12 protein-coding genes are annotated in these 13,579 nt (G+C 40.2%); 7 read left to right on the top strand and 5 right to left on the bottom strand.

Annotated features, from left to right (window positions below; translation table 11 throughout):
- The first annotated feature begins 4 nt into the window (after positions 1-4).
- Positions 5-2,986 carry an AsmA-like C-terminal region-containing protein gene (locus EA341_RS10985; protein ID WP_293014151.1) on the top strand — a complete coding sequence of 994 codons (2,982 nt, stop codon included), beginning with the start codon at positions 5-7 and terminating at the stop codon, positions 2,984-2,986.
- On the opposite strand, the gene EA341_RS10980 is transcribed toward EA341_RS10985, so the two are convergent.
- Entirely contained in the window at positions 2,987-3,892 is a 906-nt protein-coding gene (locus tag EA341_RS10980; protein ID WP_293014149.1) for an AEC family transporter, read from the bottom strand.
- A 271-nt stretch (positions 3,893-4,163) separates the two neighbouring features.
- On the opposite strand from EA341_RS10980, the gene EA341_RS10975 reads away from it, so the two are divergent.
- A complete protein-coding gene (locus tag EA341_RS10975) occupies positions 4,164-4,394 on the top strand; it encodes a hypothetical protein (RefSeq protein WP_293014145.1) in 231 nt (76 codons plus the stop codon).
- On the opposite strand, the gene EA341_RS10970 is transcribed toward EA341_RS10975, so the two are convergent.
- Positions 4,391-4,765, bottom strand: a complete 375-nt coding sequence (locus tag EA341_RS10970) for a UDP-glucuronosyltransferase (RefSeq protein ID WP_293014141.1) — start codon at positions 4,763-4,765, stop codon at positions 4,391-4,393. The genes EA341_RS10975 and EA341_RS10970 overlap by 4 nt on opposite strands.
- A gap of 143 nt (positions 4,766-4,908) precedes the next feature.
- On the opposite strand from EA341_RS10970, the gene EA341_RS10965 reads away from it, so the two are divergent.
- From EA341_RS10965 to EA341_RS10945, 5 genes are all read left to right on the top strand, one after another.
- Entirely contained in the window at positions 4,909-5,277 is a 369-nt protein-coding gene (locus EA341_RS10965) for a hypothetical protein (RefSeq protein WP_293014135.1), read from the top strand.
- Between the two features lie 73 nt (positions 5,278-5,350).
- Entirely contained in the window at positions 5,351-7,615 is a 2,265-nt protein-coding gene (locus EA341_RS10960; RefSeq protein ID WP_293014132.1) for a TonB-dependent receptor, read from the top strand.
- Between the two features lie 254 nt (positions 7,616-7,869).
- Complete coding sequence (locus tag EA341_RS10955) at positions 7,870-8,853, top strand: TRAP transporter substrate-binding protein (protein ID WP_293014130.1); 984 nt, start codon at positions 7,870-7,872, stop codon at positions 8,851-8,853.
- Between the two features lie 148 nt (positions 8,854-9,001).
- Positions 9,002-9,475 carry a TRAP transporter small permease gene (locus tag EA341_RS10950; protein WP_293014128.1) on the top strand — a complete coding sequence of 158 codons (474 nt, stop codon included), beginning with the start codon at positions 9,002-9,004 and terminating at the stop codon, positions 9,473-9,475.
- Positions 9,472-10,746 carry a TRAP transporter large permease gene (locus EA341_RS10945; protein WP_293014126.1) on the top strand — a complete coding sequence of 425 codons (1,275 nt, stop codon included), beginning with the start codon at positions 9,472-9,474 and terminating at the stop codon, positions 10,744-10,746. The genes EA341_RS10950 and EA341_RS10945 overlap by 4 nt, the downstream gene beginning before the upstream one ends.
- Here EA341_RS10945 and EA341_RS10940 read toward each other — a convergent pair.
- The 3 genes from EA341_RS10940 to EA341_RS10930 form a co-directional block, all read right to left on the bottom strand.
- A complete protein-coding gene (locus tag EA341_RS10940) occupies positions 10,654-11,967 on the bottom strand; it encodes a cysteine peptidase family C39 domain-containing protein (protein WP_293014124.1) in 1,314 nt (437 codons plus the stop codon). The two genes, EA341_RS10945 and EA341_RS10940, sit on opposite strands and share 93 nt — an antisense overlap.
- Positions 11,968-12,019: 52 nt before the next feature.
- Positions 12,020-13,189: a DUF4221 family protein gene (locus EA341_RS10935; protein WP_293014122.1), complete on the bottom strand. Its 1,170-nt coding sequence runs from the start codon at positions 13,187-13,189 to the stop codon at positions 12,020-12,022.
- A 71-nt stretch (positions 13,190-13,260) separates the two neighbouring features.
- The gene (locus tag EA341_RS10930) at positions 13,261-13,482 is read right to left on the bottom strand and encodes a hypothetical protein (protein WP_293014120.1); all 222 of its coding nucleotides are present in this window, start codon (positions 13,480-13,482) and stop codon (positions 13,261-13,263) included.
- Positions 13,483-13,579: the final 97 nt, after the last annotated feature.

The raw sequence follows: 13,579 nt of genomic DNA, 5'->3' as shown, positions 1-13,579 counted from the left end.
TGGTATGAAAAAGAAGCTATTGATTGCAGGGGCAGTGTTTTTGGTGCTATTGGGAATTTTGATTGCCCTTCCCTTTATTTTCAAAGATAAAATAGCAGAAAGAATAGACAGAGAAATCCAAGCTTCTGTCAATGCTCAGGTTTATTATGATTTCAATAATATAAGTTTGAGTATATTTCAGAGGTTTCCCCATATCTCGGCAACTGTCCGTGAATTTGGTATCATTGGAAATCCTCCTTTTCAAAACGATACCTTGATACATGTCAATCAATTACAGATTGATTTTAACCTGCGAAGTGTCATTTTTGATGAATATCCTACACTTACAGGTTTACACCTCGATGGTGGTAGTCTATATGTAAAAGTCTTGGAAGATGGTACTGCCAATTATGACATCACATATCCTTCAGAAGAAGCCCCTGCTGAAAGCAACTTTAAAATGGCAGTGGATATTCTTGAAGTCAATGACCTTGACCTAATCTATAATGACCGCCAACTTGATTTTTTTATGGCCTTGGGACAAATAGATATAGAAGGTAGGGGAGATTTTACACTTGATGTTTACGACCTTCCTATGAAGATGGAAGCATATATAGCTGATGTCACTTATGAGGGTACCAATTATCTGAGAAGCAAGACCTTCAAAGGTGAAACTGTGCTCAACGTGGATTTGGAGCAATTTAGGTTCTCCCTTGGCGATGGAAGTTTTCAACTCAATGAATTCCTTTTTGATCTTCAGGGTTTTATTGCCCTACCAAATGACGATATAGAAATGGATTTGGCTTTTGAAGGGAAAAACAATTCCTTCAAAAGTATCCTCTCACTAGTCCCAGGTATCTATACTGAAAGTTTTGAAAATTTGAGGACATCAGGTACCATGGACTTCAGAGGGTTTATGAAAGGCATATATAATGAAAGCAGTTTTCCATCATTTGACATATCACTCAAAGTAGAGGACGGCATGTTTCAATATCCCGATCTCCCAAGACCTGTCAGTGACATCAATGTGGCCATGCAAATGGTCAATAATAGCAACAACTTGGACAATACATCTGTGGATATTCCTACTTTCAGCATGAATTTCGGAAGCAACCCTATTTCAGGGAGGTTCGCGTTGGCTAATTTGGTGGATTACCCCATAGATGGTGCTTTAAAAGGAAGGTTAAACCTAGAAGAGCTCACTTCTATTTTTCCTGTTGATGGTATTACGCTCAGGGGAATATTGGATGTAGATGCTGCCGCAAAGGGTAGGTATGATTCTGTAGCGGAAATCATCCCAAGTATAAATGCAAAACTGTCACTGACCAATGGTTTTATTAAAAGTGTGGAATATCCAGCGCCAATTGAGAAGCTCAATGTGAATGCGAGCATCATTAACCCCAGTGGTAAAATGAATGATTTCGTGGTGAACCTTTCCCAATTTGGGTTTGAGCTTGAAGATGAGCAGGTGACTGGCAACCTTAGGATCCAGGATTTTTCAAAACTCAATTGGGATGGTGCTCTGAAAGGATCAGTAGACTTAGGAAAAATGCTAGCCATTTTCCCGATGGAAGATATTATCATGGAAGGCAAGCTAAGGGCAGACCTGGAAACAAAAGGCTCTTACACAGATGTAGAGGCCGGAAGGTATAATAGGATTGACATGCGGGGCGAGATGGCACTCAAGGACTTTTACTTTAACTCAAATGATTTACCACAGGGAATAAGGATAAACAATTCAGAAATGGAGTTTTCCCCTCAAAGGATAAATTTAAAAAGCTTTGACTCCAGGTTAGGAGAAAGTCCACTGATGGCTTCAGGATTTTTAGCCAACTATCTTGACTATTTCCTTAAAAAGGATGAAGTGCTAAATGGACAGCTTACCTTGAATTCCAGCAAGTTCAATATCAATGAATGGATGACTGCAGATACAGCTGACGAATCTATGGAATTGAGTGTAATTCCTCTTCCCACAGACATTGACTTTACCCTAGCTGTCAATATGGACGAAGTACTTTATGATAACCTTAGTCTAAAAAATGTAAGAGGTAGTCTTACCATAAAAGACGGTGTCCTGAGATTCAGAGACGCTGCGATGAATACACTAGGAGGACAAGTCAGTATCAATGGCAGTTATGACCCAAGAGACGTAACAGCCCCTAATTTTGATTTTGATCTGGATATTTCAAGTCTCAGCATTCCTAGGGCTTTTGAAACATTCAATACAGTAAGGGCCTTTGCCCCTATTGCGCAGCACCTTACCGGGAACTTCAATACCAAACTTAATTTCTCGGGAAAGCTCGGTCCTGATATGATGCCAATACTTTCATCTTTAGATGGCAAAGGTTTGTTAAGAGTCGCTGAAGCTGCTTACCAAAACCCACAATTGCTACAGGCGGTTTCTCAGGTAACGAGGCTAAATGAATCCAATAGCCTTCAAATGAGAAATGTCAGTATTCCAATAGAAATCAATGATGGGGTAATGGATGTGAGGCCATTTGATATCAGACTTTGGGATTATCAAGCCAATATTCAGGGAAGTACTTCATTTGATGGCAGTATCAACTACCTGATCAATATGCAGGTTCCTGCGGGTAAATTTGGTTCATTGGCAAACAACTTGTTGTCAACAATCAGCGGTGCCCAAAGTGGTGAATCCACCATCATACCTGTTTCCTTAAACTTGGGCGGCACTTACTCCAATCCTAGAGTGAGTCTTGCAGGTGGGAATAGCATAGAAAACCTCTTGTCAACTGCCCTGCGCTCTAGAGTCGGACAGGAAAGGGAAAATATTCAAGAACAAGCTACCCAACAGTTTAGAGCTGCGGAGGACAGCATTCGAAGGGAAGTAAAATCTAAGGCAGAATCTGTTCAGGACAGCGTCAAAAGAGAAGCGGAAAGAAAAGCTTCAGAAACAAAAGATAAAGCAGTCGAAGAAGCTAAAAATGTACTCAGGAATGTTTTAAGACCCAGAAATACGAAACCTGACACAACAAGCATTCCCTGATCAGCCCAGTATAAAATACCATAAAGCCAATGTCAAAAAAGACAGGGGTATCCCTACTCCCACGAGTAGGGATGCCAACTTTGGCTCAAGATCATGGGAAATGGCTATGATAGACCCCGTAATCATAGGCGCCATGGCTGTTTCTATCACCGAAACCTTCAACAATAGACCTTCCAACTGGAATATCGTGGTATAAAGCAGATACACAATCAAGGGTATCAGCAAAAGCTTGTATCCCAAACCCATCCAAAGGAAAGGAGAGCCCATGGCTTGAACATTCACTTTTACTTGTAACCCTACTGCTACCAATGCGACTGGGGTAAGTGTGGCTGCTATGGTATCAAAAGCCGGGAGTATAATTGATGGAATCTTCAACTGCAATATATTCATCACCATGGCTATGACGAAAAAAGAAAAAGGGGGAAAAGTCAGAATTTTTTTAGAAATGTCGCGCTTTCTCTTTTTACCTTCACTATAAATTGAAGCCACTATCACGGCTACACTGCTGACGATAATAAAAGAACCGGCCTGATCTATCAATAAAGCAATTTTTACCGCTTCTTGACCATAAAGTGCCTGGACAATGGGAAAGCCTACGAATGAGGTGTTGGCAAGACCTGATACTATTATCAGACAGCCAGTCAGTGAGTCCTTCCATTTCAGCTTTTTACCTATTAATCCAAATATGATCCAGGATAGAGCGAAACTCAGCCAAGCCGTGCCAATGGGAAGAATCAATTCAACCTTTAAATCCACTTCAGGTAGGTACTTTAAAGCTAATACAGGAAGTACTATGTAAATCAGATAATTATTAAGGTGGGTTGCCAAATTATGCGGTAAGGCTTTTACCCTTTGAAGGAATATCCCTACAATCAAAAAAACTACAATGAGGATGATATTAAGCATGTTATCAGTTTAGCAAAATTCCTTTTGGGTATAGACGTGTAAAATTATAAATACAGATTTCAGAAATACCACTTTGTCTAATTAATGAATGATTCTACCAGTTTTCAACTGAAATTGGATAATTATGGATTTAGTCACTAAAAGGATGTTTGAATCATGTAAGCTACCATGGTGATCATAGAAATCCCAAAATTAACACAAGGGTAATTTATATTTAATCAATTCCGAATCAAAAAGGATTTCATTTGCAGTGGATAAAATAATTTAAAACATGACACGACTGATACCACTGATTATCAAAGAACAGAAGATAATTCAATTGTCCCAGCTGACCATTGATCAGGCAAATGACCTGAGAAGCTGGCTTCCTGATGGAAGTATCAGAAAAATGGAATTCCAGGGAATGGAGCTCAATGATTGTGTTGCATTTGAAACCTACAGTTATTGGTACAGAACTTTTCATATACTTTCAAGAAACCACGAAACCATACTGGATTTTTAGCGGAGTCCATAGTGTTTTCTTTTCTCAGTAAAATACCTTTCCAAGTCTGGATAAAAAGCACTTTCTGCCTCAGGGATGCCGGATAGGGTAAGTTCTACATTACCTTGAGCCGTTTCGGGATTGACATCCATGGTTTCGATTAGAAAAATCAGCTCCTGCAAGGTTGGAATTTTTTTTACAGTTTCAGGATTCAACTTGATGTCATTCCCATAAAAGTCAATTGCCTCGAAACAATAATTGCCGTCTGTCACATTTACATAAATACTGATTTCTTCACCCCATTGGCTTTCAGGGTACAAAAGTTTGGCTACCATGGCATTCGGTCCAGTGCCGTCAAAAAAGGTTTCCGGGCGGAATTCATAATTTATCATGTTTGAAAATTACGTAATTTACAGCATTAAAATATTTTTAGCCTTATCTAATTTTTAATTTTGTTTGCTAATAAAAATAAAAAAGGTGTCCCTAATTTAACAATGTTTGTTAACTTCGCGTTGTATTGATTCAATTTGGGATAATGAAACTTTGGAGAAAGATAGTGCCTTTAATGAGCCTTTTGAGCTTAGCTTTGATGCTAAGTGTCTTGGCCAATGGCGTTTTATTTTTCCACTCCCATGAGTTAGAAAATGGGAAAATCATTAGCCATGCCCACCCGATCTTATTGGAAGCGGAAAGTGATGACCCTTCTGACCATGGTCATACGGAAATGGAGCTGATCATTTTAGACTTGATCGCACATGGAGAATATTTTGCTTTTCACTTTGAAGTAGCGGTTCCCAGTGCCCCAACACTCAATGAAAGCATAATATCTACTTTTATATCTCAAGAATTTTTCCAGGCTACTGCCTTAGGTTTTGAGCACCGCGGTCCACCCACTTTTTCTTAATATCCGCCAAACCCGGTCTAAGCCAAGAGACCAAAACTTCTTTTTTATTTAAAATTTAACAATTGATATTACCATGAGAGTATTATTCGTGGCTATATCACTCCTCATTTCTGTAGGTGTGATTGCTGCACAAGACATTTCGCTTTCAGGGAAAGTGGTGGACAAAGATTCCAAAACCCCGCTTCCTGGAGTTTCAGTATTTATTCCCGAATTGAACAGAGGTGTAGTAACTGACCTAAACGGTAACTTTAACCTAGGTTCTCTACCAGAAAAGAACCTTACCCTCCAAATCTCTTTTGTGGGTTATGCAACAGAAATCAGAACGCTCAATCCTGGTAGAACTGGTAGTCTGACTGTAGAATTAGAGGAAAGCACCACGAGTATTGACGAGGTTGTCATCTCAGGTGCCTATGTGATGAGCAAAGAAAGCTCGCCTATAAGCATAGAAAAAATCAACAAAAGTGACATTTTGAAAATGCCATCCCCAAACCTGATGACAGCACTTACCAGAACTCCGGGAGTCAGTGAGATCTCCTTGGGGCCGGGTATTAGCAAGCCAGTAATCAGAGGTCTATCTTTCAGCAGAGTACTATCTGTATATCAAGGTGCAAGGTTTGAAAACCAGCAGTGGGGAGCAGACCATGGGCTTGGTTTGACCGAAACTGGGATAGCAGACATAGAAATGATCAAAGGCCCCGCTTCCATCATTTATGGATCAGGTGCTATGGCAGGTGTGGTCAACCTGATCGAAGAAAGAGATGCATCAGCAGGTGAAATAAACGGCGATGTCAACTTAAGAGGGTTTAGCAACTCTCTGGGAGGAAGAGTAGAAGCAGGTGCCAAAGGGGCAAACGAAAATGGCTTTGTTTGGTCCTTGAGAGGAGCCACAGAATCACATGCTGACTACCTAGATGGAGATGGAAATACGGTAGGCAATACCAGATTCAATACGCAAAACATCAAAGCCGGTGTGGGCTTGAAAAAAGAATGGGGAGATACCCGCATCCGCTATACTTACTTGCAGCAAAACCTAGGTATTTTAGAGGAGGATGAATTGGATGAATTGGTCACCACCAGAAATGACCGTTCCATGCAGCTCCCTTTTCAGGACGTAACCGATCATTTTTTCAATTCAGAAACGAATGTATTTCTTGGAGAAGATAGGTTGAAGGCAACATTCGGCTACCATATCAACCAGAGGAAAGAAATAGAAGATGATTTTGATGAAGTAGATTTGGGTTTGAATCAAACCAACTTCATGTATGATCTCAAGTATTACAAATCTTTGACCGAACATACAGAATTGATTTTTGGAGTACAGGGCTTCTATCTTACCAACACCAATATGGATGAGGCAGAGGAAATACTGATCCCCGATGCTACCAAAGACGATAGATCTGCTTATGCATTGGTTAATTACAATAAAGACAAATGGGTAATTCAAGGTGGAATACGCTATGACTGGAGAAAAGTAGTGGCAGATGCCAATGCGCCAAATCTAATAGACTATGGCTTTATCCTTCCAGGTGATCCCGCAGACAGAAGATTGGAAAGAACCTTTGATGGGGTTACTACCAGTGCGGGGGCAACTTTCAGACCAAGCTCAAAATGGAGGTTCAGAATGAATATTGCACAAGGATTCAGGGCTCCGGATTTGGCAGAACTCTATTCAAACGGTCCTCACCCAGGTACCAGCAGATTTGAAAGAGGGGATGCAAGTTTTGAAAGAGAGCAAAATATTCAGACTGACTTCGGTGTAAGATATAGCAACAATGGTTTCAGCATCTCTGGAGAAGTATTCTACAACCACATCGATAATTACATCTTTTTCTCGCCCACAGAAGAAATGGTGGAAGACTTGACTGTCTGGGTTTTTGAACAAGACAATGCAAGACTATATGGTGGAGAATTGGAATTGAATTACCAACCTGTAGGTGCCAAATGGGTAAATTTCAATACTGCATACAGCATGGTCATTGGCCAAAGAAGATCAGACTGGAGCTTCTTGCCTTATATTCCTGCTTTCAGGTGGACGCAAAGTGTTGATTTCAGGTTGAAAAATTTCGGAGGTATTCAAAGGCCTTATATCAGCCTTTTGGGAACTGCTGTATTTGACCAAAATAGAGAAGCTCCTTTGGAAGAGGCTACACCAGGCTATTACCTACTGGGGTTGAATGTGGGAGGTAATGTACAAGTCGGTAAAAATCTAGTTGATGTCTACCTGAGTGGTACCAACCTACTGAATCAAACTTACCTGGATCACATGTCCCTTTTCAGACCTTTTGGTATCAACCAAATCGGTAGAAATGTGGCTTTGAATGTGAGGGTTCCATTTTAAATATTACAAAATATTGTAAATTCAGAACCTTGAAAATACCGAAATAACAATTTGATTTAGTTTAATTTCGATATTGATTGATATTTGATATTCATTGATATTGACCTCTAGTTAGCGGTAAACTTAAGCAGTTAATATTTTGGGGAAAAGCTTATAATCAAACTACATATATAGAAAAAAGCCCTTTTGAAAAATTTGGAAGGGCTTTTTTATTTTTTTCGGCTAACTTGTTCTATGTAAAACCCTAGAACCAAATGCAGCCAGTCTTCCGGCTTTTGCCTCTTTTTTTCTTAATATCCATTATTTGCTCATGCAAAACAGATTCAGGTAAACCTGAATTCACGCTTCGTTTTGGTCATATCATGAATGAAGACAATACCTGGCATAAGGCTTCGGTAAAGTTCAAAGAAGTAGTAGAAGAAAGGTCCGGTGGTAGGATTCAGGTTAAAATCTATCCCAACGAACAGCTAGGAAAGGAAATGGATATGATTACCGGAATCCTTAGCGGTAGTGTAGACTTTGTGATTACTGCTGAATCCTTAGAAAACTGGAGTTTGCCTTATGCCATTCTCTGCGCTACCCCCTATGCCATCCGTGATTCGGAGCACCTCAGAAAAGTAGCCGGAGGACCAATCGGAAAAGAAATAGAAGCACATATTGAAGAAATCGCTGGACTCAAACCCATTGCCTGGTTTGAAAGAGGAGCCAGAAACCTTACTTCCAATGTTCCCATCAGGCATCCTGAAGACCTGAAAAACATGATTATCAGGGTACCCAATGTTTCCCTTTTTGTCAAAACATGGAGTGCCTTGGGAGCGAAACCGACGCCCATGGCCTTTTCAGAAGTATTTACCGCATTGCAACAATCCACCGTACACGGGCAGGAAAACCCTTTTTCCCATATTAGGAATGCTGGCCTCTACGAGGTACAGAAATATTGCAACCTTACCGAACATGTCAAAGGCTGGGCTTATGTGGTCATGGGGAAAAAGCAATTTGAGAGACTGCCAGTTGAGCTGCAGGAGATCGTCTTGGAAGCTGCGGCAATCATGCAGGAACATGAACACAATCTCCATCTGGAACAGGAAAACCTGGATCGGGAATTTTTGATCAGTAAAGGGATGGAATTTGTAGAAGTGGATAAGGAAGCCTTTGAAAAAATCGCAAGTGAAGCCGTGCTGGAAAACTTCAGCGAAGGTCAGAAAGAAATGTTCAGAAAAATTCAGGCTATTAAATAATGGTTAGTGCCAGAAATGAAAAAATGAAATACTCTAAATACTGATTTGATACTTATGGATATTCGATATTTGCGGATATCCCCTCTCGATTTCGAGATGACTAAATAAAAACACCTCCCAAATAAGGGTATAATCATATTATAAATTAATGGATAGAGGAAACATGTTCGAAAAATCGCTGGAATGGGCTGTAATCATCAGTTTTATACTGATGATGATTACAGTGATCCTTCAGGTGGTTTCCCGGTATGCACTTCCCTGGTCTCCTGCATGGACAGAAGAACTGGCGAGATTTTGCTTTGTCTATATGGTGAGCTTAGGAGCTGGATTGGCTGTCAAGGACAAAGCTTATGTGCGGGTCAGTATCATTTTCGACAAAATTTCAAGGAAGGCAGGCTTGATTCTGGAAAATGTCATTTTAGGCAGTTTGATCCTGTTGATGGCGGTCATGCTCTATTACAGTTTTTCACTGATGCAAGTTGTAGCTCTCCAACAATCCGCCTCCATGAAGGTCAATATGGCCTTTATCTATTTTTCCATGACAGCAATGAGTAGCTTGGTACTGGCATATGCAGCCATAGAGTTTTCTGTTAATCTTAAACTCTTAAAGGCAAGCAGATGATCATTCTTCTTTTTATTGTCTTTGTGCTTTTACTGGTTCTGGGTTTTCCAATAGCTTTTGCCTTAGGGCTTTCTTCCTTCTTTTATCTCCTTTTTACCGACCTACCACTGATTGTCATTCCTCAAAAAATGTATGCAGGCATAGATGTATTTGTACTCTTGGCCATTCCGGGGTTTATACTTGCCGGAAATCTGATGAATGCGAGTGGGATTACCGGTAGGATCATCCATTTCTGTAATGCTTTTCTGGGGCATATCCGGGGAGGTTTGGGTTTGGCCAATGTAGGGGCTTCCATGTTATTTGGTGGCATATCTGGAACAGCCATAGCAGATACCGCCAGCATTGGTGCGGTCATGATTCCTGCCATGGAAAAAGAAGGCTATGACAAGGAGTTTTCCTGTGCAGTAACTGCAACTTCCTCCACTTTGGGACCGATTATTCCTCCCAGTTTGCCGATGATCATTGCGGCAACCTTGACAGGGCTTTCGGTAGGAAAGTTGTTTGTAGCAGGAATTGTTCCGGGATTACTATTGGGTCTTGGATTGATGGGCGTCACTTATATGATATCGGTCAAAAGAAACTATCCCAAAAAGGAGCGTGTCTCTGCCATCAAGATGTTCAAGAGTTTTTATCAGGCATTTTGGGCTATCATGATGACCTTGCTGATTCTTTTCGGAATAATAGGCGGGATATTTACACCTACAGAAGCATCCATTGTAGCGGTAGTTTATGCCATTTTGATAGGTCTGTTTGTTTACAAAGAACTCAAATTGGCCATGTTGCCCAAGATCATTTTGGAATCGGCCAAGACCACTGCCTCACTGATGGTCCTGGTAGGCTTTGCCAATCTCTTTGCCTGGATCATGACAGTGGATGAAATACCACAAATGATTGCAGCTGGCTTGCTCAACATCACCGAAAACAAGCTATTGATCCTGCTGATGATCAATATCCTATTGCTCTTTGTTGGGGCATTTATGGAAACCATAGCCGCATTGCTTATTCTATTCCCTGTATTGCTCGGAGTAGCTGTGCATGTGGGTGTGGATCCGATACAGTTTGCCATGATCATGGTGGTCAATCTGGTGATCGGGTTGACGACACCTCCTGTGGGAATCTGCCTTTTTGTAGCTTCCAGTATAGGCAATGTCTCCTTGGAAAAAATCAGTAAAGCAGGCCTACCCTTTCTTTTGGTGAGTTTGCTTGTGCTGTTTTTGGTAACCTATATACCGGAAATTTCCCTGTATCTGCCGGGTTTGTTTTATGATTGATTTACCATGAAAAATGAAAGTTTGGGTTGCGATTTTCATGGTAAAATCAATAGAAAGGGACTGAATCGATACCTGAAACAACCGGGCCTGCACAAATTCCCAACTCCATCTCTTTTGCTTTTCGGCATTGTGCATCTTGATTTCCTGCATACCGTTGATCAGTTCTATCACAGTGCTCTGTTCCTGGCTCATCTGTGCAAAGCGCTTATAATCCAGTTCCCTACGCCGCTTCATAAAAAACAACACCCAAGCAAGGTATATTACACTTCCTCCAAGAAAGATCAAAAAAATCGTAAGGCTGTCATAAATCAGGACAGCACCAAAAACGATCAGGTTGAAAAAAGAAAATAGGGTACTGAGCGTAGTTCCCGTCAGCAGGTTCTCTATCCTGCGGTGGTCCCCGATGCGCTGCATGATATCTCCCGTCATCCGGGTATCGAAATAGGAAATGGGCAAGTTCATCAGCTTGATAAAAAAATCCGAAACCAAGGAAATATTGATCCGGGTAGTTAGGTGGAGCAATATCCAACTCCGAAGCACTTCTACACTCATCCTTCCGAGGAAGAGCATGATCTGGGCAAAAAGGACCAGGTAAATAAAGTTGATATCCTGGTTTTGGATCCCCACATCTACTATACTCTGTGTCAGGAAAGGAAAAATCAACTGCAACAGACTACCTACCAGTAATCCGATAGCCAGTTGAGCTATCAGGTTTTTATAATTGAAGAGGTACTTGAAAAGGAAGCTGAGGGAACGCTTCTCTTTGCCTTCCCATTTCATTTTTCTGAATGTTGGGGTAGGTTCAAGCAGGAGCGTAATACCTTCTTTGGTATGCTCATCGGCATTGTTGCCGATCCATCTGGAGATAAACTCTTCCTTTGAATAATTGATCAAGCCATAAGCAGGGTCGGAAATATAGACGGTATCCTTTTTGATTTTATACACCACTACATAGTGGTGTTTGTTCCAATGAACAATAAATGGAAGGGGGGCTTCCCTGAGTTTATTGAAATTCAATTTTGCGCCTATGGTTTTAAACCCCATGGCCTCTGCAGCATCACTCAGTTTCAGCAAGCTGCTTCCTTCTCTGGTCGTTTCCGATATCTCACGGATTTCTTTTAAGGATATCAGCTTGCCATAGTGTTTTGCTATGATGCGAAGGCAGGTCGGTCCACAGTCCTTGGTATCGGGTTGCTTGTAGAAGGAGAAACTGGTTTTCAAAAGTTAAGAATTGAAAATTTAAAACAGATAGGAAGGATAGAGAACAGGAGTTTCATCCTATTTCTTTTTTTGAGATAGTTAAGACCGCAAACCCCATCTCATCATTGATATTCTCATAAATCCAGATTTTTCCGTCCTTGGCAAAATGCTTGGGAAATTGTCTGGAAAATGGTTTAGCGGGTTTTTTTGTCAGTTGAGGCACCAATGTTTCTCCTATAAGGTTCAAGTCTTTGTCTAAAACTGTCAGGTAAATTTTCGATTTTATTTGCACATCTTCTTTGGATTCAGATGGCATTTCCTGATAAGCAAAGCGATAAAAGACTTGGTTTTTCTCATCCCAAAATGGGGCTAAAAAATTTATCTCCTGATGGAATCTTGAGTATTCAGCTTCTAAACTTTCCTCAGTTTCATGCTCCAATTGATAGGGTCTCACCTTTTTATCGGCAATTAGTTTGCTGCAATAATCTTTTGTATAAAGCGAATCCATCTCCGTATCATAAACCATTAATGCACTTGTAATTTGATTGGATAGTACCAGTTTAGTACCAAACATATCAATTCCCTTACCTGGTCCAAAACCTATACTGCTCTGACCCATGAAAAAGGTAAAGCCATAATCGTATAAGTCCTCAAAAGTTTTCAGCGGCATTCTAATAATTTCATAGTTATCCAAATGAAGTATACCGAAAGCATAACTCTTATTCGCCTTTTGATCAATCAAGACATATAAGCGATTGGACTCTTCTTCAAGAAAAGTAATTGGACTTACAAACTCGCCAGCTACCGATGGGTTACTTTCTAAAAAAAAACTATCATAACGAATTGTCTTTAATTTTTCTCCATTCAAAGAAAATAATTCTGTCCGGTTCATCCCACCAATGGTGAATTGATTTTCATTTCGAATTTTTAAGCCCCCAAAAGATGGGCCTGTTCCGTTGGGGCCTTCTTTTTCAAAAGGAAGCTTTTCCTCAAGACGCAAAGTATTCAGGTTAATTTTTTCAAGTGAATGGTCATCCATATTAAAATTAAAAAGGTATTTATCATCAATGCTTTTGTCCGCATTAAGGAGATCATATTCCAAAAAAATTATATTAATTCCAGGATCAATGATAACTGTATCTAATGAAAACTGAACATTGGAGAAATAACCCGATCTGATATCACCAGTTTTTTCGGAACAGGAAAATAGTGTGATAATAAAGAAAGATATTATGTATCGCATAAACATTTTTTTAACTTAAATGGCCATATCGAAATAGATATGGCCAATAAAACTATTTTAATGTTGAAATATCACTGCTGTGGGGCAGCATGACAAGAACCACCTGCACTTCCACATTCATTATTTATAGCATTCGAAATTTGCATAGCAGTACTATAGTTTCCATCCCATGAGGTACTACCATCGGAGCAAGAACAGGTGAATCTAGCTCCCCCAGTAATCTTCTTCATCTGACTTCTTCCCAGTACTTCATCAGAAGTAAGTCTGAGCATTTCTAAACTTGACTTTTTCATGATTTTTAGATTTATTTAAAATTAGTTTCCTCGGACATTAAAGTCACCCGAAGCCTGTGACCATTCATCGCGATTGAATATTTTTATCCTTTTGGAT

The sequence above is a fragment of the Mongoliibacter sp. genome, from assembly GCF_007692705.1.
GTDB lineage: Bacteria > Bacteroidota > Bacteroidia > Cytophagales > Cyclobacteriaceae > Mongoliibacter.
The sequence above is the reverse complement of the archived record's forward strand: the minus strand, read 5'-3'. Positions and strand labels throughout refer to the sequence as shown.

Coding starts and splice junctions, on each gene's coding strand:
- EA341_RS10945 (WP_293014126.1), top strand. CDS start 9,472: ATGATCATTCTTCTTTTTATTGTCTTTGTGCTTTTACTGGTTCTGGGT.
- EA341_RS10980 (WP_293014149.1), bottom strand. CDS start 3,892: ATGCTTAATATCATCCTCATTGTAGTTTTTTTGATTGTAGGGATATTC.
- EA341_RS10950 (WP_293014128.1), top strand. CDS start 9,002: ATGGATAGAGGAAACATGTTCGAAAAATCGCTGGAATGGGCTGTAATC.
- EA341_RS10930 (WP_293014120.1), bottom strand. CDS start 13,482: ATGAAAAAGTCAAGTTTAGAAATGCTCAGACTTACTTCTGATGAAGTA.
- EA341_RS10975 (WP_293014145.1), top strand. CDS start 4,164: ATGACACGACTGATACCACTGATTATCAAAGAACAGAAGATAATTCAA.
- EA341_RS10935 (WP_293014122.1), bottom strand. CDS start 13,189: ATGCGATACATAATATCTTTCTTTATTATCACACTATTTTCCTGTTCC.
- EA341_RS10970 (WP_293014141.1), bottom strand. CDS start 4,765: ATGATAAATTATGAATTCCGCCCGGAAACCTTTTTTGACGGCACTGGA.
- EA341_RS10965 (WP_293014135.1), top strand. CDS start 4,909: ATGAAACTTTGGAGAAAGATAGTGCCTTTAATGAGCCTTTTGAGCTTA.
- EA341_RS10985 (WP_293014151.1), top strand. CDS start 5: ATGAAAAAGAAGCTATTGATTGCAGGGGCAGTGTTTTTGGTGCTATTG.
- EA341_RS10960 (WP_293014132.1), top strand. CDS start 5,351: ATGAGAGTATTATTCGTGGCTATATCACTCCTCATTTCTGTAGGTGTG.
- EA341_RS10955 (WP_293014130.1), top strand. CDS start 7,870: ATGCAGCCAGTCTTCCGGCTTTTGCCTCTTTTTTTCTTAATATCCATT.